Below are 26059 nucleotides of genomic sequence, written 5' to 3' on the forward strand. Positions count from 1 at the left end.
TCAGGGACTCGCGTGGCCGAGCCGGCGGGGGAGCGCGGGCACGGCACCGCAAGTCCTTCCCGGCGTCCGATCACAGCACGTGGCTCAATCCGGCGGCAACGGAAGCCGAAAAGGCGATACGACTTCACCAACTCGCTCCCGTTCGGGTGCGGAAAACCCGCGGAAAAGGGTCGACTTGTTCAAGTCGTATTCCGTGTGCGGCCTTGGCTTGTCAACGTCGTGGCGCCGCGGGGATTCTCTAGCCGCCGCGCCCTTGAATCGTCCTCCGGAGCAAAGGACCGCTGACATGCCAGTGATCACCGTCAACTGGTGGCAGGGCAACGACCGGCAAGCGCGAAAGGAGTTGGTGGCGGGCATCACCGACGTGGTCACGCGCGTGTCCGGCTGCCCGGACGACGCCGTCACCGTCATCGTGCGGGACGTCGACCCCGACCACTGGGGCAACGGCGGCCACCTCGCCGACGAATCCCGCTCCTGGCGAGGCCGGCGATGACCCTGCGCTCCCTGCACCCCAACATCCGGCTGCGGATCGCGGTCGGCTTCGTCCAGCGGCTGCTGTCGGTCATGCTGATGCCGCTGCTCGTCATCCATCTGGCGGCCCTCTACGGCCCCGCCGTCGCAGGTGTCCTCACCGTCTGCGTGGCGGCGGCCGGCATCGCCGCCAACTTCCTCGGCGGCCACCTCGCCGACGTCCACGGCCGGCGCCCCGTGATGGTGGCCGGCGAACTCGGCGCCACCCTCACCTTCGGCCTGCTCGCCCTGGCCAACTCCCCGTGGTGGACCTCCGGGCCCGTCACCTTCGGCCTGTTCCTGCTCAACACCTGCTGCTCGCAACTGGCCACCCCGGCGGCCGACGCGATGATGGTCGACGTCTCCACCCCCGACAACCGCCCGCTCGTCTACACGATCAACTACTGGTCGATCAACCTGGCGTTCACCGTGGGCGCCCTGCTCGGCGGGTTCCTCTACGACGGCCACTTCCTCCAGCTGCTGACCGGCGCCGCCGCGCTGTGCCTGCTGACCACGTCGGTGATGTGGCGGTGGATCAGCGAGACCGCCCCGCAGACCGGCAGGGCGGCGGCCGGCCCCGGCGCCATGCTGCGCGGCTACCTCACCGTGGCCCGCGACCGTGTCTTCCTGCGCCAGCTGGCCGCGGCCGCGCTGATCGCCGCGGTGGAGATGCAGATCGGCTACTACATCGCCGTACGCCTGTCCCGCCAGTTCCCGCGGCAGACCCTGCTCGCGGTCGGCGGCCGGCGGCTGGACGTGGACGGCGTCGCCGTCCTCGGCATCCTGCGGGCGGTCAACGCCGCCCTGGTCGTCGCCCTCGTCCTCTTCGCCAAGACCCTGCTCGCGCGGGTCCCCGAGCGGCTCCGGCTGTACGGCGGGATCGCCGTCTTCACCGCCGGCTACATGGTCTGGGCCGTCAGCGACATCGGCTGGGTGCTCATCGCGGCGGCCGTCCTGCTCACCTTCGGGGAGATCGCCAGCGTCCCGGTGCGCCAGGCGCTCCTGGCCGACCTGATCGACCCCGAGGCCCGCACCAAATACATGGCGGCCTACGCGCTCAACGCCCGGATCGGGCTCCTCGTCGCCGCCCTGTGCGTCACGCTCGGCGCGTTCGTCCCCGCCCTCGGCATGAGCCTGCTGTACGGGACGGCCGGCTGCGCCGCGATCCTGCTGTACCGGTCCGTGGTCGGCGTGCGCGCCTCGCGCACCACGGAGGAGAAGGTTCCGGCCACTGCCTGACATGCCCAAGCGTCACGCATCCGCGGTACCGGCCGTGACTCGGGCAGGTCCGGTTGCGGGCCGGCCGCGGCCGCGGATCTGATGCGCCCATGACGAAACGGCTGTTCACCTCGGAGTCGGTCACCGAGGGCCATCCCGACAAGATCGCCGACCAGATCAGCGACACCCTGCTCGACGCGCTGCTCGGCCGGGACCCGGCCGCCCGCGTGGCCGTGGAGACCCTGATCACCACCGGCCAGGTGCACGTGGCCGGCGAAGTGACGACCACCGCCTACGTGCCGATCGCCGAGCTGGTCCGCGAGAAGATCCTGCAGATCGGCTACGACTCCTCGCGCAAGGGCTTCGACGGCGCCTCCTGCGGCGTGTCGGTGTCCATCGGCGCGCAGTCCCCGGACATCGCGCAGGGCGTGGACACCGGCGGCGCCGGCGACCAGGGCCTGATGTTCGGTTACGCGACCGACGAGACACCGGAACTGATGCCCCTGCCGATCCAGCTCGCCCACCGCCTGTCCAAGCGCCTTACGGACGTCCGCAAGAACGGCACGATCCCCTACCTGCGCCCGGACGGCAAGACGCAGGTCACCATCGAGTACGACGGCGACAGGGCGGTCCGCCTCGACACGGTGGTCGTCTCCTCGCAGCACGCGAGCGACATCGACCTGGAGTCGCTGCTGGCCCCGGACATCCGTGAGTTCGTCGTGGAGCCGGAGCTGAAGGCGCTGCTCGACGAGGGCATCAAGCTGGACACCGAGGGCTACCGCCTGCTGGTCAATCCGACCGGCCGCTTCGAGATCGGCGGCCCGATGGGTGACGCGGGTCTGACCGGCCGCAAGATCATCATCGACACGTACGGCGGTATGGCCCGTCACGGTGGCGGCGCGTTCTCCGGCAAGGACCCGTCCAAGGTGGACCGTTCGGCGGCGTACGCGATGCGCTGGGTCGCCAAGAACGTCGTCGCCGCGGGCCTTGCCTCGCGCTGCGAGGTCCAGGTCGCCTACGCGATCGGCAAGGCCGAGCCCGTCGGCCTCTTCGTCGAGACCTTCGGCACCGAGGAGATCCCCCTGCACCTCATCGAACAGGCCATCGGCGAGGTCTTCGACCTCCGCCCGGCCGCCATCATCCGCGACCTCGACCTGCTCCGCCCGATCTACGCCCAGACCGCGGCGTACGGCCACTTCGGCCGCGAGCTTCCCGACTTCACCTGGGAACGCACCGACCGCGCCGCCGCCCTGCGCGCCGCGGCCGGACTGGACTAGCCGGCCGCAACCCGCGAGAGGAACCACCCGTGTCCACGATCACCGCCCACCCCGGCACCGGTCTGCTCTGTGAGCCCGCCGCCACCGCACGCGCGCGTGGCAGCGTCGAAGGCCTTCTGGCGGACCTGCGCACCGGCAGTTGGCACCCGACGCCGCTCGAAGTCCGCGTCGCCGGGCTGCTGCTGACCTCCGTCGCCGGTGACGGCCTGCTCACCTCGCGCCGCATCCGGGCCGCGCTGTGGGAGGGGGCCGTCACGATGGTCCACGACAACGACGGCCGGTTCGCCCGCGCCCTCGCCGGCCTCGTCCCCGTCCTGGACGACCCGCAGCTCACCGCCCCCGGCATCCTCGACACGGCGGGCGAGCTGGTCGCCGCCGTGGCCGCCGCGGGCAGCTGAACCCCTCCCCGTACGACGTGGGGCCCGGCCGGAGGTTGCTCCGGCCGGGCCCCACCAGGTGATGCACGGTCACCTCACTTCGCCCAGGGCGCCATCGGGTACCAGATCAGATCGCGGACGGCCAGGATCCGCACGTCCCAGTACAGGACCAGGAACACGCCCGCCGCCAGGAAGCCCGCCGCCATCAGCGCCGACGCGCGGCTCGGCCGCAGCGCCGTCCACCGGTGCAGCCGCTCCCCGAACAGACCGGCCACCAGGAGGAACAGCACCGACATGACGGTGATGTTGCCGATGGACTGCAGGCCGAACGCGACCGCGCCGTACAGCGGGTTGTGGCTCTCGGCTGCGTCGCGGAACAGCTGGCGGAACAGCGGGAAGGGACGCCCGATCAGGAACGCCCCGATCAGGCCGCCCATCACCAGCATCGGCGCGCCCGGGAAGCGCCGCGACAGCCGCGCCAGCGGATCACGCACCACGCCCAGCGCGGCCAGGCCCAGATACGTCATCAGCAGACCGATCAGCCCGTAGACCACCATCGCCTGCACCAGACGCCCGGAGAATCCGCCGCCGCCCTGGCTGTCGTCGAACTGCGGCATGCCCGTACCGACGAGGGACACCACCGCCCCGTACGCGGCGGACACGACGACCGCACCGAGCGCGAGCCGGCTCAGCGGACGCAGCGCGGCGGCCATCCGGCCCCGCCGGGAGGTGGAAGGGCCGCCGGCCAGCGGCGCCAGCGCGCTGAAGACGGCCACGTTGCACGCGGTGAACGTGCCCGCGACCCCGGTGGCCAGCGCGAACGCCAGACCCGCGAGCACACCCGCGATCGGCGTGCCCTTGGCCGCATGGCCGAGCAGGGTGTCCGCGACGTTGTCGCCGATGGTCCGGTCCACGAACTGTGCGGACCACACCACCGTCAGGGCGAAACCGAAGACCGCGGCGACCGCGGCGACCAGCGCACGGCGGCGCGGCGCATGGCCGTTGAAGAAGAACGATGACGATGCGGGACCGGTGTCTGCGGCCCGCCGCGCCCGGGAGGGGGACGCGGCAGGCCGCTGCGCTGTCTGCGCCATGACAAGTCGCCTTTCGGGAGGGAGCGGGGGGATCTGCGGGGGATCTGCGGGAAATCTGCGGGCGATCGAACGCCACGCTAGGCCCGCGCGCACGCGCAGTGACGGTCCGAGCCCGCAGTGAGCACGGGGGAAGAAGAACCCGGACACACTTCGTGAAGTCGATGCCGCCCGCACCGTCGCGCGACCCGCCGTCAGGGGAGCGGCAGCCCCTCGTCCCCGACCCGGCCGGCCACCGCGAGCACGGTCGCCGGCCGCAGTGGGAGCGGCCGGCCCGACGCCGGAACTCGGTCCGCCCCGTCCTTCGTCGGCGGATCGCCGTCCGGCAGCACCGCGTCGAAGTTCCGCCACATCCACGCCCAGGCCGCCACCGGACGGAACCGGGCCTGACCGGCGATACCCGCACCCACACCGGCCGCGATGCTCTCCCCGGCCACGGCGCTCAGCCCCGCGATCCCATGACCGGGCACACACCCACGGCCTGCTCCGCCGGCCCCGGTGCCGGCGCGAACTCGTACCGCACCCCGGTCAGTTCCTCCGACAGCTCCCACAGCCGGGCCTGCGCCGCCGCATCGCGCGCCGCACGGCTGGACCGCGCGGGCACCGGCGCCCCGCGGCTCCCGAACCGCCGGGCAGGCCCCAGATAGGCGCCCTGCGGCACCTGCGGGTCCGTCGCCGCCCGCAGCGACGGCAGCGCCGCCGCCTGCGCCGGCTGGGCCAGCCAGCGCATCCCCGCCGCGACCACGGGCCGCAGCACAGCGGGAGGGTCGCCGTGCCACAGCCCGGTCGGCGAAAGACCCGGATGCGCGGCGAGCGACACGGTGGCGGCACCGGCCGCGGTGAGACGGCGCTGCAACTCCCGGGCGAACAGCAGATTCGCCAGCTTGGAGCGCCCGTACGCCGCCACCGACCGGCGCCCTGAGCCGGACCGGGCGCGGTCCGCGTCGAAACCGCCGAGGCCCGCACGGTGCGCGAGGCTCCCGACGGTGACCACCCGTGAGCCCGGCACCCCCGACATCAGACCGAGCAGCAGCCCCGTCAGCGCGAAGTGACCGAGGTGATTGACACCGAGATGGACCTCGAAGCCGTCCGCCGTACGCCCGTACGACGGGAACATCACCCCGGCGTTGTTGACCAGCAGGTCCAGACGGCCGTGCCGGTCGCGCACCCGCGCGGCGGCCCGGCGCACCGAGTCCAGTGACGCCAGGTCGAGTTCGACCACCTCGGTGCTGCCGCCGGCCCACTCGGCCACGGCCCGTGCCCGCTTTGCGCTGCGGCAGGCGAGGACGACATGCGCCCCGCGGGCCGCGAGGACCCGGGCCGTCTCCCGGCCGATGCCACCCGAGGCGCCGGTGACCAGGGCCGTACGGCCGCTCAGATCGGGAACATCTGCTGCGGACCACGTCATGTCGTCCTCCTCGGACGCCGGTTGGACGCCGGGTCAGTGCGCGGCGCCATAGCCGTGCTCGACGATGAGTTCGGCCGCCACGCCGTAGAACGCCGGGTCCGACGGAACCTCGGTGGCCAGGCCGTTGACGTACCGGTTGAACATCGCGAACGCGGCCGCGATCAGGACCGTGTCGTGGATGTGGGTATCGGTGGCGCCCTCGGCCCGGGCGGCGTCGATCGCCTTGTCGGACACGGGAGCGGCCTTCGCCTGCACCTCGGCGGCCACCGCGAGCAGCGCCCGCAGCAGCGGGGAGACCGGAGCCGTGCCGGGGTCGGTGAGCACCGCGGCGACCAGCTCGGCGCCTCCGTCGAGCTGCGCCGCCGCGAACGCGCTGTGCGAACCGGCGCAGAACTCGGTGCAGTTGAGGTGGGAGACGTAGGCGGCGATCAGCTCGCGTTCCCCCCGGCTCAGCGGCGAGGGGCCGCTGCGCAGCAGGGTCTCCGCGAGCTGCGACAGCACGCCCGCGGTGTCCGGGCGCTGGGCGAACAGCCCGCTGATGCCGGGAAGATCATGAGTCAGCTCGATGTGGGGCACGATGCGCGTCCTTTGTCTGCCGTGTTGCCGACGGGGCCCTCATCGTCGGAACCCGTGGGCGGCGCGGCCAACTCCCAGAATGCGGACTCCTGCCGGCCCGGCCGGCGCTCCCATCTGCGCACTCAGAGAGAAGCGTCCCGCCGCCCGCTAGTCCAAGAATGGGGTCGTGGCAAGCGACACCTCGCGGTACACCGAGACTTCGGCAGATGGCCGTGCCGGTACGGGCACGTCCGGCCGTTCGGCCTCATGCCTCGGCGGGACAGGTCAGCCGCCACGCGCTCAGGGCGCCGGTCACCGCCAGCGCCCGCCGGCACACCGCCCGGCACTGACGGACGGCGCTCGGCTCGTCCGGCGCCAGCAGGAACGCGGCACCCCGGGCACCGGCGCGGCTCACGTGCACCCGGATGTGCTCCATGCCGTCGTCCGGGCCGCACACCGCCCACAGGGCGGCGAGCAGGACGTCGCCGGGCAGCTCCGGCGCGTCGTGCGGCTTGGCGAAGGCGAACTCGACGAGGTGCACGCACCCGAGTGTGCCGCACGCCACCGGCCCCGTCCCAGTCCTGACGGGGCCACGAACATGCCGTGGCACGCATGTGCCCGGCACCCACACGATGCGGGGGGACGCTGATGCTGCGCGTACTCGGACTGGACTGCGGGACGGAGGCCGTCTACCGGCTCATGCTGGAGCAGCCCTCCTGGGGCGTGGACCGGCTGGCCCAGGAACTGGACCAGGACCGGTCCGCCGTCACCACGGCCCTCGACACGCTCGCCGACCTCGCGCTGCTGCGCAGGGCGGCCGCGCCGGAGGCCACCTGCGGCGCCCCGCTGCTCGTGCCGCCCCGGGCCGGACTCGGCGCACTCCTGGAACGCCGTCAGGACGAACTGGCCCGCACCCAGCTGGAGATCGACGCCAGCCGTGCCGCGGTCGCCGACCTGCTGGCCGGCTACACCGCGCTCGGCCGCACCGCCGGCGCCGGCGTGGAGCGCTTCACCGGCGCCGAGGCCGTCGGCCGCCTCCAGGCCGACCTGACCGCGCAGGCCCGCGGTGAACTCCTCGCGCTCGCCCCCTCCACCACGGCGGGCGACGGCCCCTGGGACCTCGACGTCCCCCTCCATCTCGACCTGCTGGACCGGGGCGTGCGCGTACGCATCCTCCACATGGACAGCACCACGGGCCCGGCCCGGCGCCGCGACGCCGTACGCCGGCTCACCCGGGCCGGCGCCGAGATCCGCACGCTGCCCGCGCTGCCGCTGCACCTGCGCCTCGTCGACGGCGCGAGCGCGGTCCTGCCCCTGGACCCCGACGAACCCGACGGCGGAGCCGTCCTGTTGGACGAGCCCGGAGCCCTGGCCGGACTGCGCGCCCTGTTCACACACCTGTGGGACACGGCGACCCCGGCCGGCGGCACGGACCCGACGGACGGCGCCGGTGACGGCGTCACGGACATGTACTCGCCGCGAGAACGCGCCCTGCTGCGCTTTCTCGCGGAGGGACTGACCGACGAGGCCGCGGCCCGAAAACTCGGTATCTCCCTGCGCAGCGAACGCCGCATGATCTCTCTTCTCTCCGACCGGACAGGCGCCCGCAGCCGTTTCCAACTCGGCCTGCAGGCCGCCCGAAGCGGCCTGGTGTGACACAACAGTGTCAAGGCATTCCTGTGCCGCCAAAAAATGCTGACAACCCCCTTGTGGGCATGTCAGAGTCATTCCAGAGAACGGGCCGGAAAGCACAAAGAACCCCGCTTGAAGGGCCGCTCAATTCCAACAGCAAGTCCCCGACTCGAATATCCGAATCCCCCGACGGAACGGGTCATTCAATCACTGTCAACCGGAAAGGAAAAGCATCATGGAGAACGAGAAGAACCTCGTCATGGAGATCCTCGAGGACGACAACTACGACTTCGAGGCCGAGTTCGGCCCCCGTCAGGACGTCGGCCACTGAGGCCCGCACCGTGACGCGGCCGGTCGTCCTCTCCCCGGACAACCGGCCGCGTCGGCCCTCTACTTCGAGCGAGTGGTGAGCTGGATGAGCATCGACCTCAAGACCTGGAAGGCGTTCGCGGCGGCCCACGCCCCCGACTTCACCCGCACCGTCTACCTGCCCGGCCTGGTCACCGACCCCGAGCACCTGCGCCGGCTGATCGACGACAGCCTGCGGACGGCGACCCGCAAGGCGCCCGGAGACCTGCGCCTGCGCGCCTTTTGCCCCGGTGCGTTCGACTACCGGCTCACCCAGAGGTTCGTGAACACGCCGCTCGACGACGGCGAGAGTGCCACCGACTGGCTGGCCCGCACCGCCGACAGCGACGAATCCTGTCTGGCAGTCAACGACATCGCCGCCTTCAGCCTCCCCCTCGGCACCGAGGTGGCCCGGATCGTGGCGGAGCTCGTCGCCGACGAGCGGCACGAACTGCCCTCCGGCACCGACGTGTACACCTTCGTCGCCCACTCCGGATGGACACCGTTCGGCATCCACAAGGACGGCGAACCCTCGCTCATCTTCCACCTCGGACCCTCCCCCAAAGAGGTGTGGGTCTGGCACGACCACCCCTTCGACGCCTCCGGCATCACCCCCAGCCCGTCCTTCGGCCGCATCACCTTCGACATCGAGGAGCACCTCGGCTCCGCCGAGCGTTACCTGCTGCGGCCCGGCGACTTCCTGCTGATCCCCCAGGACACGTACCACGTCTTCCGCAACCTCGGGCCCTCCACGTTCCTCGGGCTCACCCTCTACCCGGTACGGACCCGCTCCCTGATCACCGAAGCCCTGTGGCGCACCGCCGAGCCGGGCGAAGCGCTCGCCGCCTACCCGCCCGCCCGTCACGTCACCGACCGCGCCCGCACGCTCCTGCGCGACGACGGCACCCCGGGCACCGCCCTCGCCGACCGCGTCGCCCACCAACTGGCCCTCGCCCGGCTCCGGCTGCGCACCAACGGCTACCTGAGCCCGCCCCACCGCGCCGCCCTGCCCGCCACGGCACCCGTCCCCGGCACCCCGCTGCGCTGGGCCCGGCCCGGCGTCGTCGCCGCCGCCCCCCACCCCGACGGCACCGTCCTCGTCGCCCGCGGCCGCACCCTCACCATCCCCCACCGCGCCGACTTCAGCGCCCTGGAGAACGCCACCGCCTCCACCGCCTGCTTCACCCTCGAAGAGCTGGCCGCCGCCCTGCCCGACACCCTCCCGCCCGGCAGCCGCGCCGAACTCGCCCGCGCCCTGCACACCATGGGGGCGGTGACCGCCCCATGACCGCGTACGACGCCTTCGCCCACGCCCAGTCGCTCCTCGACGGCCTCGGCGACCAGCAGCCACCGGCCGGCGGAGTCCGCCTGTACGAACCCGGGAAGGCCGCGGACGCCGCCGCCCGCGAGGCCCTCCTCGCCGGAGTCTGGTCCGCGCTGGCCCGCCCCGGCGCGCTCGCCACCAACTTCCGACTCGTCGAGTCCGGCCGGCAGATCGACCGCAGCCGCTGGCTGCGCTCCCGCGTCGGCGACGGCGAGGTCCTGCACACCGCCCTCGTCCCCGCTTACCTGCACAGCGCCGTCGAACGCGGCGCCACCCTCGTCGTCAGCCACCTCGAAGCCCTCGACGAACGCGTCATGCTGCTCTGCGAGGCCCTGGAGTACCTGCTGCACGCCCGCGCCTGGGTCAACTGCTACGTCACCGCCGGCGACAACAGCGCCTTCGACGTGCACAGCGACGACCACGACGCGCTCATCCTGCAACTGCACGGACGCAAGCACTGGCAGGTGGACTCCCGCGTCGGCGCCCGCTCCCGCGACCTCGCCGACGACAGCCTGGACCGCGTCCTGACCCCCGGCATGTGCCTTGCCGTGCCGCGCGACACCGCCCACCGCGTCAGCGGAACCGGCGACCTCACCGTCCATCTCACCGTCGGATACGAGCCGTTCGCCGACGTACTGGAGGAGACGCGCGCCGCCCACGAACTCGCCGGCCGGCCCGCCCCCGACCCCGGCCGCGCATGGCTGGCCGCCCGCCTGGCACAGCGCCCCGACCGCCGCGCCGGCGCCTCCCTGCCCAGCGCGCTGACCGGGGAGGTCCAGCCCACCACCCGCATCCGCTGGGCCAGCCGCTTCCCCCCGTACATCACCACCGACGAGGACCACCTGAACGTCACCACCATGGGCCGGCGCATCCGCCTGGACACCCGGCTCGGGCACACGGTCGGCCTGCTGGCCCGCGGAGGTGCCCTGACCTTCGGCGAACTGGCCGTCCGCAGCGACCTGCCCACCGCCGACGTACGCGCCCTGGTCGCCTTCGGCGCCCGCAACGACTTCCTGATCTGCGAAGGATGAACCCGCCTGTGCTGACCGCCACGCTCAAGGACCAGGCCGCGATGCTCCGCGAGCGCCGCTTCGCCACGTTCTTCACGGGCCACGTCGTCTCCAAGCTCGGCGACGCCCCCGTCCCGGTCGCGTTCGCCCTGGCCGCCTACCAGATATCGCACTCGGCGGCCGCCCTCACCTGGGTCCTGCTGTCCCTGTGGGCGGCCCGCTTCCTCCTGGTCGCCACCGGCGGACGACTCGCCGACCGCCACAACCGGGTGACCGTGATGATCGGCGCCGACGTACTCCGCCTGCTCGCCCAGGGCGCACTGGCCGTCGTGGCGATCAGCCCGCTGCCCCTGCACAGCTGGCACCTGTGCCTGTCGGCAGCCCTCTACGGCGCGGGAACCGCCCTGTACAACCCCGCGCAGATCGGGCTGACCCCCGAACTCGTCCCGAGGGAGCAGCTCCAGCGGGCGAACGGCCTGCTCTCCCTCGTGGCCGACGTGAGCTTCCTGCTGGGCCCGATCCTCGCCGGAGTCCTCATGACCACGGCCGGCTTCTCCTGGATCCTCTGGCTCGACGTGGCGTCCTTCGCCGTCAACCTCGCCTGCCTGGCCCGCCTCACCCGCCTGTACACCCCCCTGCGCGACCGGACGACCTCGACCGCACAGCCCACCGCCACCCCCGACGCGGAGCCGGACACCCGGTTCCGCGCCGGGTTCGCGGTCATGGCCCGCTACCCGTGGTTCTCCTTCGGCATGGCCCTGTGGTTCGTGGTCTCCCTCGGCATCGGCCTGACCGCCGTCGCCGGCCCCGTGCTGGCCGTACGATCCCTCGGCGGCACCGGCGCCTGGTCGCTGCTGGCCACCTGCCTCGCCGTCGGCTCGCTGCTGGGCTCACTGGCCGTCATGGCGACCCAGAAGCACCGCTGGAAGCCCGCGGCCGTCGTCGTCACCGTAGGCGTCGTACTCCAGTTCACCGCGCTCGCCCTGCGCGACCAGCTGCCCACCGCCGTCGTCGCGGCGACCTTCGTCCTGTCCGCCCTGACCACCGCCGCCTGCGGAATCGTGTGGGACACCGCCTACCAGAGCGAGATCCCCGAGCGGTACCTCTCCCGCCTCGGCTCCGTGGACAACTTCGTCAACGCCGCGGGCATCCCCCTGGGCATGCTCCTGGGCGGGCTGACCGCCGACCACTACGACACCGTCTTCACCGGCATCGCCGTCGTACTCGTCCTGCTCTGCGTCCCCGCCGCATCCCTCGCCGGACACGGAAGGAAGGCAACCGCATGAACACCGCCACTCTGCTGGCCCCGCCCGCGACCGGCCCCGACGCCCGCGTCCACTCCCGCGGCGGCCGCTTCGTCGTCATCGACGACCTGCTGCCCCAGGCCGACTTCGACGACACCGCCGCCGCCTTCGAACGCATCCGCCTCAAGCCCGTCCTGAGCACCATCGACCCGGTCTACGACGGCTTCGCCTACCGAGGCGGCGAGGAGAAACAGCGCCTCGCCGACAGCCCCGACGACACACCCCGCTGGCAACGCGCCGTCAAGGAACAGATCACCGCACACCTGGACCTCCTCGGCGCCCCCGACCGCGCCGAACATCTCTCCCTCACCCTCAGCGCCTGGGGCTACCCCGCCGGCTCCCGCCTCAGCTGGCACAACGACGCCGGCGCCGGACGCGTCGGCGCCTACGTCTACTTCACCCACCGCGCCTGGGACACCGACTGGGGCGGCGGCCTGACCATGATCGACGAGCCCTCCCGCGCCGACGCCGCGGACGGCGCGGCACTGCTCCACACCACCACGCACCCGACGCTCATCCTGCCCCGCCCCAACCGCCTGGTCGTCTTCCGCGCCCACACCATGCACGCCGTCCAGCGCGTCGACGCCACCGCCGGCGACCGGCTGCGCCGCACCCACACCGGCTTCATCACCGAGGACACCCCATGACCGGCACCGCCGCGACCGCCTCCGCGACCGCCGAGACCCGTCTCGGCCACATGCCCGCCGGCACCGGCTGGGCGCGTGTCGTCGTCCACCACGGCACCGTCTGCGACGTACTGCGGCCCGCCGACGACGGCACCCTCAAAGCGCACACCGCCGCCGTCGCGCCCGCCCTGCCGGTCACCCCGGTCGCCGGCGACTGGATCCGGCTCGGCGACGACGGCCGCGTCCACGCCGTGGCCCCCCGCCGCACCGTCCTCGGCCGGGCCGGGGCCGCCGGACACGGCCGCCAGGTCCTCGCCGCGAACATCGACACCGTCCTGGTGGTGGTCCCGCTGGCCGGCGGGCTGAACACCACCATGGTCGAACGCCTCAGCGTCATGGCCTGGGACAGCGGCGCCCAGCCCGTACTCGTCCTCACCAAGAGCGACACCACCGACGACGCCGGCACCGAGGACGCCACCACCGCCGCGGCCCTCAGCCCCGGCGTCCCCGTGATACCGGTCAGCGTCCTGACCAAAGACGGCCTCGACGCCCTGTGCCCCCACCTGGGCCCGGGCACCACCGCGGTGCTGCTCGGCCCCTCCGGCGCGGGCAAGACCTCCCTGCTCAACGCCCTGGAAGGCACCGCCGAAGCGGTCGCCGCGCCGGGCCGGGCGGGCGGCCGCCACACCACCACCACGCGCCGTCTGCACCTGCTCTCCAGCGGCGGAGTCCTCCTGGACATCCCCGGCATCCGCTCCCTGGAAGTAGCCGCCGGCCGGGAGGCTGTCGACGACGTCTTCACCGACCTCGCCGCCCTCGCCGCCCACTGCCGGTACGCCGACTGCAGCCACGACGGCGACAGCGGCTGCGCCGTGGAGGAGGCCGTCCGCACCGGCACCCTGCCCACCACCCGACTGGCCACCTGGCGCAAGCTCCAGGGCGAGATCGCCCACCGCCGCCGCCGGGAGAACCCCGCCGAGATGGCCGACATGCGCCGCCAGTGGAAGGCCGTCAGCAAACAGGCCCGCCGCAACGGACGACGTTGAACACCAACTCAGGTGAGCACGCCGGAAGTTGGCCGCCCCACTCGGATGTCCCCACGATGAGGCACCGACACCCCACCAGCAAAGGACGGACCGGTGCCGCACATCAAGCTCACAAGCGACCTCCCGGGCATCAGGGGACTGATGACCGACCGCCCCGACACGGCCGCCCCGCTCAACGCCCTCGCCGATGTTCTTCTGCGCGGCGAGTCACCTCTCACCCGCGGCGAACGCGAACTGATCGCCGCCTACGTCTCCGAACTGAACGCCACCCGCTTCTGCGCCGACACCCACGGCGCGGCCGCCGCCACCCAGCTCGACGGCGGCACCGACCTCGTCAAAGCCGTGCGGCACGACCCGGAATCCGCCCCGCTCACCCCGCTCGTGCGGGCCCTGCTGCGCATCGCCGCCGAGGTCCAGGCCAAGGCCGCCCCCCTCTGCGACGAGACCGTGGCCGCCGCCCGCGCCGCGGGCGCCACCGACACCCACCTCCACGACACCGTGCTCATCGCCGCCGCGTTCTGCATGTACAACCGCTACGTCAGCGGCCTGGCCACCACCCTGCCCACCGAGCCCGGCTACTACGAGGAAGCCGGCCGGCGCATCACCGCGCACGGCTACGCCGCCGCCGTCTGAAGGAGAAACGGCCCACCATGTCCGCCCCCTCCCCGAAGAAGGCGCACCGCCGTGCGGTCACCGCCACCGTCGTCGGCAACTTCATCGAATCCTTCGACTGGCTCGGCTACGGCCTGTTCGCCCCCCTCTTCGCCGCCCAGTTCTTCCCCTCCGACAACTCCCTCACCTCCCTCCTCGGCGCCTTCGCCGTCCTCGGCGTCGGCGTCCTGATGCGCCCCCTCGGCGGCATCCTGCTCGGCCGCCACGCCGACCGGCGCGGCCGTCGGCCCGCCCTCATGCTCGCCATCTCCCTCATGGCAGGCGGCTCCTTCCTGATCGGCCTCACCCCCTCCTACGCGCACATCGGCCTGTTCGCCCCCCTCCTGCTGCTCCTGGCCCGCACGGCCCAGGGCATCTCCCACGGCGGCGAATGGCCCGCCGCCGCCGCGTACCTGATGGAGGTCGCCCCCAAGCGCCGCAAGGCCACCTACGGCAGCCTGTTCTCCCTCACCACGTGCGCCGGCGCCTTCACCGCCTCCCTCCTCGGCGGCGCCCTGACCACCGCCCTCGGCCCCGGCACCATGGCCGCCTGGGGCTGGCGCGTGCCGTTCCTCATCGGCGGCATCCTCGGCCTGATCCTGCTCGTCCTGCGCACCCGACTCGCCGAAACCGAGATCTACCGGCGCGAGGTCCGCACCCGCCGCGACCGCGGCTCGCTGCGGCAGCTCCTCGTGGCTCACCGGCGCAACGTCCTGATCGCCGTCCTGTTCGTGGCCGGCACCGGTGCCGTCGGCGGCACCTGGACCGCGGTCGTGCCCGCCCTCGGCGGCCGCCTCGCAGCGCCCGGCACCATGATGTGGGTCGTGGTCACCGCCACCGCCACGATGATGATGCTGAACGTGCCCATCGGCCTGCTCGCCGACAGGATCGGCGCTGCCCGGCTCCTCGTCGCCGCCAGCGCTCTCTTCGCCGTCACCGGCTCCGTGTCGTACCTCACGATGACCGGCACCTTCGCCAGCCTGCTGTTCACCTACGGCTCCGGCGTGGTCTACCTGGTCTGCGCGACCACGGTGCTGCCCAAGCTGCTCACCGACATCTTCCCCGCCAGGATCCGCGCCCTGGGCGTCGGCCTGCCCAACGCCGTCACCGGCGCCGTTCTCGGCGGTGTCGCCCCTGCCGGCGCGGCCTACGCCGCCGAACACCACGCCTCCGGCTGGTTCATCGCCGGCGTGATGACCGCGGTCCTGCTGTCCATCCCGGCATCCCTGCTGTCCCGGACCATGCCGGCCGACCCCGCGGCCGCGCCGGCTCGGCCCGCCGAGGCCCGCGAACCCGAGCAGGCCCTGGCCACCACCGGCAGCTGACGCAGAACGCCGGCTCCTCGAAGCAGGAGCCGGCGTTTCGCTGTTCTCGCCACCGACGGTCAGGGCCGGTTGTTCTTCCCCTCCAGCCACAGCGTGTCGGAGTCGTCGCGGTGCGAGCCGTCCGAACCGACGTGCTTCTCGGAGATCTTCGCGCCGTTCTTGAAAACGTGCACCAGAGCCATCCCATGACCCCGGCCCAGCCCGTAGTCCTCCTTGAGCCACTCCAGGACCGGGCCCGCCTTCAGCTCCGGCCCCTCGAAACCGCGCTCCTTCGCCAGCTCGATGAACTGACGAGGCGTCAGGCCAGTCTTGTCCTCGATGTTGTCCAGGTATGCCTGAAACGACATGTGCTCCTCGCTTTCCAAATCGTCCACGCCGACTACGGCCGACTACACCAGCTACACCAGCCTGCACGCGAGCAAGGCCCCAACCCGCCTCCTGTCCGGCACTCGAAGCGACTTCGCCACGTCGTCACCGGGCCGCTGCACCGCCCTGCGGCAGATACCCGTTCGCCACCAGGGCGGCACCGATCTCGTCGTACACCGCCGGATCCTCCGGAGCGATCGCCGCGAGGCCGTCGACATACCGGTTGAACATGCAGAACGCGGCGGCGATCAGCACCGTGTCGTGGATCGCCTCGTCATCCGCCCCCGCTGCCCGAGCGGCCGCCACGTCCTGCCCGGACACCGTCCGGGCATCGCCCCGCACCTTCCCCGCGAGGACCAGCAACGCCCGCAGCCGCTCGCTCACCGGAGCCGTCGCCGGATCCCGCTGCACGGCCTCGACCAGCGCGTAGTCGCCGCCGAGCGCGTGCGCCGCCGCGGCCGTGTGCGAGCCCGTGCAGTAGCGGGTCCCGTTGCGGTACGACACATACGCGGCGATCAACTCCCGCTCGGCCACCGACAGCGGCGAGGCGCCCCGCAGCAACTGCTCGGCCAATTCGCTGAGCCGGCGGCCCGAGGACGGCTTGACGGCCATCAGCCCGCGGATGCCCGGCACCGGCGCCGGGATCTCGATGTGCGGCATCGCGCTTCTCCCCGGCCGGCCGGCTACTTGTTGAACCACGGAGTAGAGGTCGGGTCGCTCGACAACTGCTTCAGGAGCATGCTGGCGACCTTCTGCTCACCGGTGGACGAGGGGTGGACACCGTCGGACTCCAGGTCCGAGCACTTCCACTCCAGACCGTCGCCGCGCCCGGGCGTGCCGCCGGCCACCCGGTCCGAGCCCAGCCCGTCCGCCCACATGTACGGACCCCACGAGATCCACGGCGCGACACCGCCCGTCCCGTACGTCAGGTCGGAGGCGCCGTTGATCTGGTCCTGGATCAGCTTCTTGACGGCCCAGCCCTGCTGATACGCACCCGCGCTGCGGGCCGGGTCGTAGGTGTAGATGCGGCTGGCGACGTAGCCCAGCGCCAGGTTCGAGTACTTCGAGCGGGCGTTGCGCAGGATCGAGGCGAGCGAGTTGCGCAGGTTCTGCGTCCCGGTCGGGAAGGAGCCGAGGCTGTCGCCCACGTACTGCTCCTTCAGCCACACCGCCTGCACCTGCGCGGCGGTCACGCCCGCGTTGGACAGCCGGCCGGCCAGCACCGACCAGGTGTTGTTCGACGGGTCCGCCCAGGCATTGGCGTCCTGGCCGCCCTGAGCGCCGTCGACGATCACGAGCCTGTCGTTCAGGTTGGCGTACGCCTTGGCCGTGGAGATGAACTTCTGGAACTCCTGCGTGGTGTTGGACATGCCGATCGAGATCAGCACCACCTTGCCGTTGACCAGGTCGACCTGACCGGAGGCGTTGCGCGGCAGCACCTGGTTCTGTGCGATGCTCACCCCGGCGTTCGTGTGCGCGGTCGGCCGGACATTGCTGCCACCCGGGTACAGGCCGCCCGTCAGACCGTTGTACGTCCCCGTGCCCAGGTCGTCCAACGGCACCTGCCCGCTGTAGGTGTACGTGCAGTCCGCCGCAGCCGATGCCGGCTGGGGGATCAGAGCGGCAACGAGAGCGGTCACCGCGACGGTCAGGCCGACGCCGAGACGTCCGGTCTTCATGGCTCCTCCTCAAGGAGACGAACGGCAAGGATCCGGTGGACCCGCGACCGATGCTCGCCGCCCCCCGACCCGCCCGGCACCTCCTGCCGTGCCCTCCCCGACCTCACGACGACTGCGCCATGTCGCCCCCGGACGCGGCCGGTACAACTCGCCGCCTGCCCGCCCGGCGTGCCGTGGACGTGGCGAAGTCGGACCCGAGTGTCCGCAGGCTCTCGGGTCGGGCCGACCGGTGGCCCATCGTGGTTCTGGCGAGGAGAACCGACAGGCGGAGAAAGGAACCAACAAATGACCTCCAGGAGCCGGCCCGAGGAACCCGAGGACACCACGACGGCCGACACCCCTCAAGCAAGCGCCAGGGCCCACGCCACCGAAAACCCCGACCACCCCTTCGGCTTCTACTCCCGATCACTCAAGGACAGCGTGTGGGACGCAACCCCCGAACGCTCCGGCCACATCGGAAAGCAACTGGCCGAGAAGTGGAGCACCCTGAACAACAACACCGAGACACCCCACACCAAGCACACAGAGCCGAACCAGGAGCACGAGAAGTGAACCCGGCCCAGCCGTGACACTGCCGGGCCGACTCCCGACGAAACCACGCGCCGTCATCGCCGCCCGCATCCTCACCGCCCGGCTGCGCACGTGCTGACCGCGGAACAACTCGACTACCTCGGCCGCGCCTCGTCGCACTGCGCAAGGACGCCAACCGGCGTGCGCACCGGGCCGCTGGCCGGCAGCGCACCGCACTGAGTGCACCCAGCATCGCGATCCACGACGCTCCCGTATTTCCCCTTGACCTCGGTTCCTGCTGACCGGGCGTGACTGGAACCAATGGGCCATCCGCGTCCCGTGTTTCCTCAGGCGAGGAGCTTTGGAGACGGCCCAAATCTTCCAACCACCACCGCTGACTGGCTGTGGCCCCGAGGCGGCGGTGTACCGCCGTCAGACGCCGTCCTCGGTGCGCAGCTGTTCGGCGGCGGCCTGGTAGGCAGTGGCGGCGCGGGTGAAGTAGTCGAAGAGGACGTCGAGTTGCTCGGGAGAGTAGTCGCCGAGGATCTCACCGATCTTCTGGCGGGCGGGAGCCATGACGCGGTCGAGGTCGGCGGGTTTGCCGACCGGTTCGACGATGACCTTGCGCCGGTCGTCGGGGGAGGGAACGCGGCGTACGTAGCCGGCTTGCTCCAGGCGGTCGATGAGGCGGGTGGTCGGTCCGGTGGTGAGCCCGGTGCGGGTGCCCAGTTCGCCGGGGGTCATGGGCCCGGTCAGCTGAAGGATGTTCAGCCCGTACAGGTCGGTGGCGCCGAGGTCGCAGGCCCTGGCGCTGGCGTGGCCGTGCAGCATCACGGCGCTGAGGTAGCGGCGGTAGATCTCGCTGGCGTCGGGTCGCATGGCAGGCGTTGACACGGGCTTCCTCACTCCATAATCTCTTCTTAAAGGAAGAGAAATCTTCAGCGCAGTTTCTTCTCTAGCGAAGTTATCACCATTGAACCGGAGGAACACACCATGACCGCGCACCTGAACCCCGCCACCCCCCTCGACCCGGCCCGCACCGCGGACGCCGCAGCTGTCCATGCCCTGCTGGAGCGCAGCTGCGCGGCCTGGGCGAACGGTGACGGCGCCGCGTACGGCGACCAGTTCACGGCGGACGCCACCGATGTCACCTACGTCGGCACCGCCTACCACGGCGGTACGGAGATCGGCCGCGCCCACCAGGCCCTGTTCGACAGCTTCCTCAAGGGCACCCGGCTGATCGTCGAGATCACCGACCTGCGTTTCTACGGCACCGACACCGCCGTGATCGTCACCCGCGGCGACGTGCGCAAGGGCGGCCCGAAAGCGGACGGCGACCTGGGCAAGCTCGGCAAGCTCGCCATGTACACGGTCGTCCGCGAGGCCGACGGATCCTGGCGCATCGCCGCCGTCCAGAAGACACAGCGCAAGCCGCTGATGGAGGCGGTCTCCTTCCGCTTCCAGCCCGCCACCCGCCCCGCCGCGCGCTGAACACCGGCGTGACCGCCCTGCCCGTCGCCGAGGAGATGGCCGCCTAGGCTTTCACCCGGCATTGGCACCGGCACCGGCACAACCCAAGGAGCGCGAACGTGTACGACCCCGCACCCGAGCACCCGTACCCCGACGCCCACCGGCCGGACGATGTGCCCGCACCGCACGCACTGCTCGCGCCGGTACTCGGTTTCCTGGGCACATGGCACGGCCAGGGCCAAGGGGGATACCCGACGCTCGCCGGGGACTTCACCTACGCACAGCAAGTCACCTTCAGCCACGACGGGCGCCCCTTCCTCCGCTACGAGGCCCGGGCCTGGTTGCTCGACGTCGACGGCGCGCCGCTGCGGCCAGCGGCTCGGGAGACTGGATGGTGGCGGCTACAGCCCGACGGCCGGGTGGAGGCACTGATCACCCAGCCCACCGGCATCGCCGAGATCGCGGTCGGCCGGGCGGCACAGGACACGGTCGATCTCTCCACTCGCGAAGTGGCCCTCACACCCACTGCCAAGGAAGTCAGCGCCACCCGCCGCCGTTACACCCTGACCGACAACGACACACTCACGTTCGTCCACGACCTTGCCGCGGTCGGCCGGCCGCTGCAGCACCATCTCTCGGCCACCCTGCGACGCACGCGGTAAGCCGTACCTTGCGGGCACCGTGACTTCACTGCCGGTCCGTGCGTTCCCCGACCGGACAGCACCACGAGGGCCGGAGAGCAGGGGGAGGGCACCCACGATGGCCGACATCGGCAACAGCCTCGACGATGCCGACGCCGAACACTTCACTCGCCCCGTCCCCAGGTCCGCGCAGGCTCAGATGCGTTTCCTGGTACGGCAGTTGAAGGGCACCAGGCCCGTGGCCGAGCTCCTGGGCGTCTCCCAGCGCACGGTGGAGCGCTACGTCAAGGGACAGCTGAAGACCCCCCGCCGAGACCTGGCGGCCCGCCTGTACCGCGAGGTACGCCGCCGCTGGCAGCCCCAGGTCCGCGCGCGGGCCCGGCAGCGGGCGGCGTCCACGGACGGCATCTTCACCTCCACCCGAGCCCGCTTCGGCTTCACCGCGGCGGTGGGTACCACGGACGACCCTCGCGTGCGTCACATCAACCAGGCCCTGCCTCCGGAGTACGCGGCCCGTCTCTTCGCCGCCCAGCAGGCTGGCGCAAGCGAGCAGCAGTTGCAGGCCATTCTGGCCGAGGGCTTGGGCGAGATGTATTTCCGCGATGCGGGCCGTCGGGCTCAGGGCCTGCTGGTGGAGTTGACGGACATCGAACAGCTGGAGCTGCACTACTGACCGGGACCTGCGCCAGCCAGGCCTGAGAGCGTTGAGCGGCGGAAGACGATGGCCGCCCGCACTCGCGGAACGCGCTGTGCGCGCCTCTGAGACCCTCTCAGGGCTCTGGTGTGGATGGAGCTGGTGAACGACGGCGAGGGGCTGCTCGGGGGCATCCGCGGGCTCTCGGGTCGGGCTGACCGTGGCCCCATAGTGGTTCTGGCGAGGAGAACTGACAGGCGGAGAGAGGAACCAGGAAATGACGTCCAGGAGCCGGCCCGAGGATCCCGAGGAGACCACGTCGGGCGACACCCCTCACGCAAGCGCCAAGGCCCATGCCACCGGAAAACCTGACCACCTTTTTCGGCTTCTACTCCCGATCACTCAGGGACAGCGTGTGGGACACCACCCTCGAACGCTCCGGCCACATCGGAAAGCAACTCGCCGAGAAGTGGAGCACCCTGAGCAAGAGCACCGAGACACCCCACGCCAAGCACACAGAGACGGACCAGGAGCACGGGAAGTGAACTCGTCCCGGCCGCGATGCTGCTGGGCGAACGCCCGACGAAACCACGCGCCGTCATAGCCGCTCGCGTCCTCACGGCTTCCCCGGCTGATGAGGTGGAGTGTTTGGTTGGGCAGTACGGGACAGTCGTGCGTTGGCAAGAATTCGAAGACGGCGAGGTTGAGGAGGACAGGGGCTTTCATCGTGTGGCCTCGTTCCTCCAAAACGACGGCACAGTGTACGTAGCCCAGGTCGGCAACCTCATACAGCCTTCCCGTGGCTGCTGAACGGGTATCCGTGCTTGACTTGGAATCAGAAGGGCACGCCTGCGCGCTTGGCCAGCCGTGTGAGCCTCGGGTTGCTGCGGCGGTGCAGTGAGGTCAGCACGCGCATTAGCTCCTGGCTCGTTGGGTGGATCCGGGCCATCTCGGGTGCGATGTTCCAGGCTTCTTCGAGGGCTTCGAGGGCGCCGTCCCGGTCGCCCAGGGCGAGCCGCGACCGGCCGACGTTCATGTGCAGTGGCCCGACCCTGGTCGCGGGAAGCGTCAGGCCATTGCGGATCAGGTCGTCGGCGGTGTTCAACGCCCCTCGATGGTCTTCCATGTCGGACGTTGTGGAAATGACGTGTACCGCTGTGTTCTCCGGCCCGAAGTGGATGCCGTGATCCTCGATGTCTTCGGGGAACTTGTCGGCGACCCGCCATGCCGCATCGATGTGCTGTTGTGCCGTGCGCTTGTCCTTGATCCGACCGGCGAGCGTCAGCCCGCGCAGGTGCAAGATGCCCAGGCCGTACGCCCGGTCACGCCCCTCAAGAGTTGACTCGGCCTCGACGACGGCTCGGTCCACGATGGCCAACCCTCCTGCGAAGTCGCCGGAGTTCAGAAACGCCCCGGCCTCGTCGCGGGCGGCCACCGTGGCGGCGATCGGGTGGGCGCGCTCTGAGGCCAGCTGCTGCTTCATGACGGCCAGTTCGGCAAGGTGCATCCACCGGAACCGGGCGGCCACCCAGTACACAACCGAGTACACGTCGGCCACCCGGGTCCATGCGTCCGGTGACTGCGTGGCGTGTGCATAGTTGGTCGACTTCGCCAGCACTCCGGGCAGCTTCTGCAGGACTGCCCCCAGCTCGGTGCGGTAGCGGTGCTCGTTCAACTCGGCGAGTTCGCACGGCAGGTCTTCGGGATGTGATGGCGGGGCGTCCGGGATGTCGAAGCGCCGGATGGCGTAGTTGAGCGCGGCCAGGCTCGCTTCGTCCGCCTTGGCGACGGGCTCCGTGCCCAACAGTTCGTCGAGTGTGAGCCCCATGGCCTGTGCGAGGGAGGCGGCGATGCCCTGGGTGAGGGCTCGGTCGCCGATCTCGATCTTGCTGAGCAGTGAAACCGACACACCGGCTCGCCGGGCAAGGGCGACCTGGCTGAGGTCGCGTGCCTTGCGGCAGACGGCCACGTTCGTACCGGGTCCGGGAATCCTGATCGCGCTCATTATGTGCGTCTTCCCCGCTCGACGTCCGTTACCTCCCATCGTCTCACTCCACACCTCCCGCGCCCGGCCGTTGTGCAAGAGCTGTGCAAGTTGGCTTCGCACAGCAGGAGTTCTCTTGGGTGACACACGTATGCCCAGGTGGGACGAGGACGCATGACACAGATTGTGAAGCCGGCGACGACGCTCTATCACGGCACCCTGCCGTACCCGCAGGGCACGTTCGTCGAGGACAGGGTCTCGGGGCGCACGGGTGAGTTCCAGGACGTGATCGAGGAACGCCTGAAGGAGACCGGACGGGTCATCAGTCAGACCGCGTACATCCGCCCGCGAGGGGGTGGCATCGAGTGGGACACCCCTTTGAAGCACGTCCGGCGCGTCGAGACCGATTAAGCGTCCCGACGAAGCGCGCAGCCCTCGTCGTCCCCGGTGACGTGATCGGCTACGAGGGCCAGCGGCGCAGGGTGAAGACGGTGAGGGCCGACCGGGGACCGATGGGCGGGTTGGCCGTCGTGGTCACCTGGGAGGAAGGCGGCACCGCTCGCTTTCCCACCGGGGACGAACTCCTCCTCGGCAAGCAGGACGCCGACTGACACGTCCTCTCCCCGATGAGCGGTGCAGGTGGGCACGTTGCCGGCCGCAGAGGCTATGCAGTTGCTGCCATGGGGTGAGTGAACGGGGGCCTTACGCTCGCCCGGCGCATCCGGCAGGTACTGGACCTGCCCGCTGATGCGCCCGATCGGCACCCTGTTCTTCGAGGTTCGCCCCTTGGCAGCTGCGTAAAGCCTCGGGGGCGAAGGAGGCCTATTCACCTACGTGCATACATCTCTCGCGTTTCCGCAGGTCAGATAGGTGCCGCATCTCTTAGAGAGAGCACCCCCTCGGTGGCGGGCCATTCACCCGTTTGAAGCAGGCCGAGGGGACATCTGGCATGTCTACTGATGGCCAACCCCGTTCCAAGCACGGGGGAATGACACATGATCAAGTTGGCGGCACCGTGCTTGTGCTGGTTTCTGTCACTGGTGTGGGTTATGGCGTGGGTAGGTTGTGGGTGCGTATGGTTCATCGACGGCTGGTTGTCTTGTCTGCACGTTCGTGTGCTGGCCCCTTGACGCATCGCTGGTTGTGAGGCGGGTCTGCATCCCGGGGCACGCGGTTCGGTTGGTGTCATGTCGGTGCGAATCTGCGGTTTGGTGTCGGTGGTGGTGTGCGTGTGTTGTTATCGGTGTCTAGGTCTTTGACTTGGTGTGATGTGGTGTTGGGTGGCGTTCTGCTGGTGTCACTCCGCTGGTTTCGGCTGGGGTGTGGTGGTGCAGATTCCTGAGTCGGGGGAGTGTATGCCGGGTGGTGATCCGTCTCGTCTTCTTCGGTGAGCTGCTTTGTTCTGTGTGTTGGTTGGGGGACCGTGCCTGTAGCGGGGGTCAGTTTTCTTGCTGGGCGGTGCGGTGTGAGTGGTGTGCAGCGGAGCGGGGGTGGCGAGGCGGTCACGGGGCCGGTGGCTGGTGTGCCGGGGTTGTTGGGGCGGGAGCAGGCGGTGTCTCGTCTGCTGGTGTTGGACGGGCGTGGGGAGTTGACCACGGAGCATGTCCGGCTGGTGGCGGGGTCGGTGGGGGTGTCGCTCAGGTCGGTGTGGCGGTGGCTTGAGGTTGCTCGGCGGGAGGGGCGTACAGGGCCGCGTGGGCGGGAGCGGTTCACTCTCACGCCGGAGTTGCATGCGCGTCTTCTCGCCTGGTGTGGGAACGCGGCTGCGGTTCACCGGGAGCTGGTGGCCGAGCATGCCGCGGCTGTTGCTGAGGGCGGCTGCGCCTCGCCGGTGCCGTCGTTGGCGACGTTGCCTCGGGCGATTCGCCGGGATCTGAGTGCGGGTCAGCGTGCGGCTCTTGCTGGTGGGGAGCGGGCTCGGCGGCGCCATGATGTGCATTTGCGGCGGCCGAGGCTGTGGCGGAATGCGTGCTGGGAGGCTGATCACACGCATGTGCCCGTCGAGGTTGTGCTGGATGGGGAGCTGGTGTGTCCGTGGGTGACGTGGTTCGTCGACTGTGCGACGAACGCGATTGCCGGGGTGGCCGTGACGCCGCACCAGGCGTCCAGGGACGCGATTCTGGCGGCGTTGAGGATCGCCTTGTCGAGAGACGAGGATGTGACCGGCCCGTACGGGCCGGTCGGGAGACCCACCCAGGATGCCGACGCCTGCGCAGCAGCGCGCAGGTTCGTCGGACGCTGCGCAGCTCCACCGGTCGACGGTACCCACGCCCTGTCCGCCCGGAGGACAGGGCGTGATCCAGAATGAATCTGGACTAAATTTTGAAGCACGTACCGGACGCCACCCCCCAACCCCGCTCGGCCCGCACTGCGCGGGAACATCCCGCACCACGCTCCTGGAATCTCGCGCATGACAGACTCCCGGTGCGTGCTGGCCGAAGAAGCCACACACCTTTCGGGGCGCCGACAGTGCTGCTACCGGCCGCAATGGGAAGAGACTCGAGCGTGTGGACAGGAACGATGCGGGCAGTACTCGAGGTCGCCAGGACTCATGCGCCCAAGCTGCTCCATCTGAACCCGGGACAGGCCGCAGCACAGTGTCCCGCGTACAGGAGGGCAAGGGAGTAGTGAAGTTGAAGAGCCGTCAGGCGGGGGTTGCACTTCCGGGTGAGTGTGGGCGAGTTGGCGCGCACCGATGAAAAGACAGTCACGCCCCTTCCGGAAACGACCAGACCGCAGTCCTGACCCCCGCCAGGCAAGGGGGCCGGCACCGGTCACCCCCGCCCCCCTGCTGCCGCGAGGGCCGTAGGCCCGTTCCGCGCGGAGCGCGGGGGAGGCTGGAGCGCAGCGGAAGCCGGCATGCGGGGACTGCGCGCCCCCGCATCGGTCCGCGCAGCGGACCGTGCGTCTCCGGAGCGCAGCGGAGGAGACGTCAATTCGGTTGCACAGCAACCGAATTGCGCTGCGAGCGCAGCGAGCAGCACACGCTCCCGCGGAGCGGGAGCGCAACACCCGCGCGCAGCGCGGGTGTTCGCTTGCATCGCGCGCAGCGCGATGGGACCCGCTCCGCGGG

29 protein-coding genes and 1 pseudogene are annotated in these 26059 nt (G+C 70.8%); 20 read left to right on the forward strand and 10 right to left on the reverse strand.

Going from position 1 to position 26059, the window contains the following annotated elements; genetic code table 11:
* Window positions 1-286 precede the first annotated feature (286 nt).
* The 4 genes from ACFY1J_RS38370 (at window position 287) to ACFY1J_RS38385 (ending at window position 3403) form a co-directional block, all read left to right on the forward strand.
* Complete coding sequence (locus tag ACFY1J_RS38370; protein ID WP_390708534.1) at window positions 287-493, forward strand: 4-oxalocrotonate tautomerase family protein; 207 nt, start codon at window positions 287-289, stop codon at window positions 491-493.
* Window positions 490-1749 carry an MFS transporter gene (locus ACFY1J_RS38375; protein ID WP_390708535.1) on the forward strand — a complete coding sequence of 420 codons (1260 nt, stop codon included), beginning with the start codon at window positions 490-492 and terminating at the stop codon, window positions 1747-1749. Before ACFY1J_RS38370 ends, ACFY1J_RS38375 begins: the two co-directional genes overlap by 4 nt.
* An 89-nt stretch (window positions 1750-1838) precedes the next feature.
* Entirely contained in the window at window positions 1839-3005 is a 1167-nt protein-coding gene (gene metK / locus ACFY1J_RS38380; RefSeq protein WP_390732855.1) for a methionine adenosyltransferase, read from the forward strand.
* 29 nt (window positions 3006-3034) lie between these two features.
* Window positions 3035-3403, forward strand: a complete 369-nt coding sequence (locus ACFY1J_RS38385; protein WP_390713215.1) for a hypothetical protein — start codon at window positions 3035-3037, stop codon at window positions 3401-3403.
* A 74-nt stretch (window positions 3404-3477) separates the two neighbouring features.
* Here ACFY1J_RS38385 and ACFY1J_RS38390 read toward each other — a convergent pair whose 3' ends face one another.
* From ACFY1J_RS38390 to ACFY1J_RS38410, 5 genes are all read right to left on the reverse strand, one after another.
* On the reverse strand, window positions 3478-4476 hold the full coding sequence (locus tag ACFY1J_RS38390) for a hypothetical protein (protein WP_390713214.1): 999 nt from the start codon (window positions 4474-4476) through the stop codon (window positions 3478-3480).
* Window positions 4477-4667: 191 nt separating this feature from the next.
* Window positions 4668-4943 (reverse strand): hypothetical protein, encoded by a 276-nt coding sequence (locus ACFY1J_RS38395; RefSeq protein WP_390713213.1) that lies wholly within the window; start codon window positions 4941-4943, stop codon window positions 4668-4670.
* Window positions 4916-5881 carry an oxidoreductase gene (locus ACFY1J_RS38400; protein WP_390713212.1) on the reverse strand — a complete coding sequence of 322 codons (966 nt, stop codon included), beginning with the start codon at window positions 5879-5881 and terminating at the stop codon, window positions 4916-4918. The genes ACFY1J_RS38395 and ACFY1J_RS38400 overlap by 28 nt, the downstream gene beginning before the upstream one ends.
* Before the next feature lie 33 nt (window positions 5882-5914).
* On the reverse strand, window positions 5915-6457 hold the full coding sequence (locus ACFY1J_RS38405; protein ID WP_390713211.1) for a carboxymuconolactone decarboxylase family protein: 543 nt from the start codon (window positions 6455-6457) through the stop codon (window positions 5915-5917).
* Between the two features lie 244 nt (window positions 6458-6701).
* Window positions 6702-6977: a hypothetical protein gene (locus tag ACFY1J_RS38410; RefSeq protein WP_390713210.1), complete on the reverse strand. Its 276-nt coding sequence runs from the start codon at window positions 6975-6977 to the stop codon at window positions 6702-6704.
* Between the two features lie 107 nt (window positions 6978-7084).
* Here ACFY1J_RS38410 and ACFY1J_RS38415 point away from each other — a divergent pair, with 107 nt between their 5' ends.
* The 8 genes from ACFY1J_RS38415 to ACFY1J_RS38450 all read left to right on the forward strand — a co-directional run bounded on the left by ACFY1J_RS38415 (window position 7085) and on the right by ACFY1J_RS38450 (window position 15702).
* Window positions 7085-8092: a hypothetical protein gene (locus ACFY1J_RS38415; RefSeq protein WP_390713209.1), complete on the forward strand. Its 1008-nt coding sequence runs from the start codon at window positions 7085-7087 to the stop codon at window positions 8090-8092.
* 391 nt (window positions 8093-8483) lie between these two features.
* Window positions 8484-9704, forward strand: a complete 1221-nt coding sequence (locus ACFY1J_RS38420; protein ID WP_390713208.1) for a cupin domain-containing protein — start codon at window positions 8484-8486, stop codon at window positions 9702-9704.
* Window positions 9701-10771 carry a JmjC domain-containing protein gene (locus tag ACFY1J_RS38425; RefSeq protein ID WP_390713207.1) on the forward strand — a complete coding sequence of 357 codons (1071 nt, stop codon included), beginning with the start codon at window positions 9701-9703 and terminating at the stop codon, window positions 10769-10771. Before ACFY1J_RS38420 ends, ACFY1J_RS38425 begins: the two co-directional genes overlap by 4 nt.
* Complete coding sequence (locus tag ACFY1J_RS38430; RefSeq protein WP_390732856.1) at window positions 10768-12036, forward strand: MFS transporter; 1269 nt, start codon at window positions 10768-10770, stop codon at window positions 12034-12036. Before ACFY1J_RS38425 ends, ACFY1J_RS38430 begins: the two co-directional genes overlap by 4 nt.
* Window positions 12033-12701: a 2OG-Fe(II) oxygenase gene (locus tag ACFY1J_RS38435; RefSeq protein ID WP_390713205.1), complete on the forward strand. Its 669-nt coding sequence runs from the start codon at window positions 12033-12035 to the stop codon at window positions 12699-12701. The genes ACFY1J_RS38430 and ACFY1J_RS38435 overlap by 4 nt, the downstream gene beginning before the upstream one ends.
* Complete coding sequence (rsgA, locus tag ACFY1J_RS38440; protein WP_390732857.1) at window positions 12698-13726, forward strand: ribosome small subunit-dependent GTPase A; 1029 nt, start codon at window positions 12698-12700, stop codon at window positions 13724-13726. The genes ACFY1J_RS38435 and rsgA overlap by 4 nt, the downstream gene beginning before the upstream one ends.
* A gap of 93 nt (window positions 13727-13819) precedes the next feature.
* Complete coding sequence (locus tag ACFY1J_RS38445; protein ID WP_390713203.1) at window positions 13820-14359, forward strand: carboxymuconolactone decarboxylase family protein; 540 nt, start codon at window positions 13820-13822, stop codon at window positions 14357-14359.
* Between the two features lie 17 nt (window positions 14360-14376).
* The gene (locus tag ACFY1J_RS38450) at window positions 14377-15702 is read left to right on the forward strand and encodes an MFS transporter (RefSeq protein ID WP_390713202.1); all 1326 of its coding nucleotides are present in this window, start codon (window positions 14377-14379) and stop codon (window positions 15700-15702) included.
* Window positions 15703-15761: 59 nt separating this feature from the next.
* Here ACFY1J_RS38450 and ACFY1J_RS38455 read toward each other — a convergent pair whose 3' ends face one another.
* The 3 genes from ACFY1J_RS38455 to ACFY1J_RS38465 form a co-directional block, all read right to left on the reverse strand.
* On the reverse strand, window positions 15762-16049 hold the full coding sequence (locus tag ACFY1J_RS38455; protein WP_390713201.1) for a DUF4287 domain-containing protein: 288 nt from the start codon (window positions 16047-16049) through the stop codon (window positions 15762-15764).
* Window positions 16050-16173: 124 nt separating this feature from the next.
* A complete protein-coding gene (locus tag ACFY1J_RS38460; RefSeq protein WP_390713200.1) occupies window positions 16174-16728 on the reverse strand; it encodes a carboxymuconolactone decarboxylase family protein in 555 nt (184 codons plus the stop codon).
* Window positions 16729-16751: 23 nt separating this feature from the next.
* A complete protein-coding gene (locus ACFY1J_RS38465; protein ID WP_390713199.1) occupies window positions 16752-17747 on the reverse strand; it encodes a hypothetical protein in 996 nt (331 codons plus the stop codon).
* A gap of 285 nt (window positions 17748-18032) precedes the next feature.
* On the opposite strand from ACFY1J_RS38465, the gene ACFY1J_RS38470 reads away from it, so the two are divergent.
* Entirely contained in the window at window positions 18033-18299 is a 267-nt protein-coding gene (locus tag ACFY1J_RS38470; protein WP_390713198.1) for a hypothetical protein, read from the forward strand.
* A 390-nt stretch (window positions 18300-18689) separates the two neighbouring features.
* On the opposite strand, the gene ACFY1J_RS38475 is transcribed toward ACFY1J_RS38470, so the two are convergent.
* The gene (locus tag ACFY1J_RS38475) at window positions 18690-19151 is read right to left on the reverse strand and encodes a MarR family winged helix-turn-helix transcriptional regulator (protein WP_390732858.1); all 462 of its coding nucleotides are present in this window, start codon (window positions 19149-19151) and stop codon (window positions 18690-18692) included.
* Window positions 19152-19250: 99 nt separating this feature from the next.
* Between ACFY1J_RS38475 and ACFY1J_RS38480 the strand changes: the two genes are divergently transcribed.
* The 4 genes from ACFY1J_RS38480 (at window position 19251) to ACFY1J_RS38495 (ending at window position 21547) form a co-directional block, all read left to right on the forward strand.
* A complete protein-coding gene (locus tag ACFY1J_RS38480) occupies window positions 19251-19748 on the forward strand; it encodes an SgcJ/EcaC family oxidoreductase (RefSeq protein WP_390732859.1) in 498 nt (165 codons plus the stop codon).
* Window positions 19749-19846: 98 nt separating this feature from the next.
* The gene (locus ACFY1J_RS38485; protein WP_390713195.1) at window positions 19847-20389 is read left to right on the forward strand and encodes an FABP family protein; all 543 of its coding nucleotides are present in this window, start codon (window positions 19847-19849) and stop codon (window positions 20387-20389) included.
* Between the two features lie 97 nt (window positions 20390-20486).
* Window positions 20487-21041, forward strand: coding sequence for a telomere-protecting terminal protein Tpg (gene tpg / locus ACFY1J_RS38490; RefSeq protein WP_390713194.1), 555 nt, complete (start codon window positions 20487-20489; stop codon window positions 21039-21041).
* A 314-nt stretch (window positions 21042-21355) separates the two neighbouring features.
* Complete coding sequence (locus ACFY1J_RS38495; protein WP_390732860.1) at window positions 21356-21547, forward strand: hypothetical protein; 192 nt, start codon at window positions 21356-21358, stop codon at window positions 21545-21547.
* 290 nt (window positions 21548-21837) lie between these two features.
* Here the strand turns inward: ACFY1J_RS38495 and ACFY1J_RS38500 are convergent, their stop codons facing one another.
* Entirely contained in the window at window positions 21838-23007 is a 1170-nt protein-coding gene (locus ACFY1J_RS38500; protein ID WP_390732861.1) for a helix-turn-helix domain-containing protein, read from the reverse strand.
* A gap of 153 nt (window positions 23008-23160) precedes the next feature.
* On the opposite strand from ACFY1J_RS38500, the gene ACFY1J_RS38505 reads away from it, so the two are divergent.
* The 3 genes and pseudogenes from ACFY1J_RS38505 to ACFY1J_RS38515 form a co-directional block, all read left to right on the forward strand.
* Window positions 23161-23397, forward strand: a complete 237-nt coding sequence (locus tag ACFY1J_RS38505) for a hypothetical protein (RefSeq protein ID WP_390713191.1) — start codon at window positions 23161-23163, stop codon at window positions 23395-23397.
* Window positions 23398-23438: 41 nt separating this feature from the next.
* Window positions 23439-23597 carry a hypothetical protein gene (locus ACFY1J_RS38510; RefSeq protein ID WP_390713190.1) on the forward strand — a complete coding sequence of 53 codons (159 nt, stop codon included), beginning with the start codon at window positions 23439-23441 and terminating at the stop codon, window positions 23595-23597.
* Between the two features lie 941 nt (window positions 23598-24538).
* Window positions 24539-25171: pseudogene (locus ACFY1J_RS38515) on the forward strand (hypothetical protein); the annotation flags it as partial.
* Window positions 25172-26059: the final 888 nt, after the last annotated feature.

This window comes from Streptomyces sp. NPDC001406, from assembly GCF_042895285.1.
Lineage (GTDB): Bacteria > Actinomycetota > Actinomycetes > Streptomycetales > Streptomycetaceae > Streptomyces.

Coding starts and splice junctions, on each gene's coding strand:
- ACFY1J_RS38370 (WP_390708534.1), top strand. CDS start 287: ATGCCAGTGATCACCGTCAACTGGTGGCAGGGCAACGACCGGCAAGCG.
- ACFY1J_RS38375 (WP_390708535.1), top strand. CDS start 490: ATGACCCTGCGCTCCCTGCACCCCAACATCCGGCTGCGGATCGCGGTC.
- metK (WP_390732855.1), top strand. CDS start 1,839: ATGACGAAACGGCTGTTCACCTCGGAGTCGGTCACCGAGGGCCATCCC.
- ACFY1J_RS38390 (WP_390713214.1), bottom strand. CDS start 4,476: ATGGCGCAGACAGCGCAGCGGCCTGCCGCGTCCCCCTCCCGGGCGCGG.
- ACFY1J_RS38400 (WP_390713212.1), bottom strand. CDS start 5,881: ATGACGTGGTCCGCAGCAGATGTTCCCGATCTGAGCGGCCGTACGGCC.
- ACFY1J_RS38415 (WP_390713209.1), top strand. CDS start 7,085: ATGCTGCGCGTACTCGGACTGGACTGCGGGACGGAGGCCGTCTACCGG.
- ACFY1J_RS38420 (WP_390713208.1), top strand. CDS start 8,484: ATGAGCATCGACCTCAAGACCTGGAAGGCGTTCGCGGCGGCCCACGCC.
- ACFY1J_RS38425 (WP_390713207.1), top strand. CDS start 9,701: ATGACCGCGTACGACGCCTTCGCCCACGCCCAGTCGCTCCTCGACGGC.
- ACFY1J_RS38430 (WP_390732856.1), top strand. CDS start 10,768: ATGAACCCGCCTGTGCTGACCGCCACGCTCAAGGACCAGGCCGCGATG.
- ACFY1J_RS38435 (WP_390713205.1), top strand. CDS start 12,033: ATGAACACCGCCACTCTGCTGGCCCCGCCCGCGACCGGCCCCGACGCC.
- rsgA (WP_390732857.1), top strand. CDS start 12,698: ATGACCGGCACCGCCGCGACCGCCTCCGCGACCGCCGAGACCCGTCTC.
- ACFY1J_RS38450 (WP_390713202.1), top strand. CDS start 14,377: ATGTCCGCCCCCTCCCCGAAGAAGGCGCACCGCCGTGCGGTCACCGCC.
- ACFY1J_RS38455 (WP_390713201.1), bottom strand. CDS start 16,049: ATGTCGTTTCAGGCATACCTGGACAACATCGAGGACAAGACTGGCCTG.
- ACFY1J_RS38460 (WP_390713200.1), bottom strand. CDS start 16,728: ATGCCGCACATCGAGATCCCGGCGCCGGTGCCGGGCATCCGCGGGCTG.
- ACFY1J_RS38465 (WP_390713199.1), bottom strand. CDS start 17,747: ATGAAGACCGGACGTCTCGGCGTCGGCCTGACCGTCGCGGTGACCGCT.
- ACFY1J_RS38470 (WP_390713198.1), top strand. CDS start 18,033: ATGACCTCCAGGAGCCGGCCCGAGGAACCCGAGGACACCACGACGGCC.
- ACFY1J_RS38480 (WP_390732859.1), top strand. CDS start 19,251: ATGACCGCGCACCTGAACCCCGCCACCCCCCTCGACCCGGCCCGCACC.
- tpg (WP_390713194.1), top strand. CDS start 20,487: ATGGCCGACATCGGCAACAGCCTCGACGATGCCGACGCCGAACACTTC.
- ACFY1J_RS38495 (WP_390732860.1), top strand. CDS start 21,356: ATGCCACCGGAAAACCTGACCACCTTTTTCGGCTTCTACTCCCGATCA.
- ACFY1J_RS38500 (WP_390732861.1), bottom strand. CDS start 23,007: ATGAGCGCGATCAGGATTCCCGGACCCGGTACGAACGTGGCCGTCTGC.
- ACFY1J_RS38505 (WP_390713191.1), top strand. CDS start 23,161: ATGACACAGATTGTGAAGCCGGCGACGACGCTCTATCACGGCACCCTG.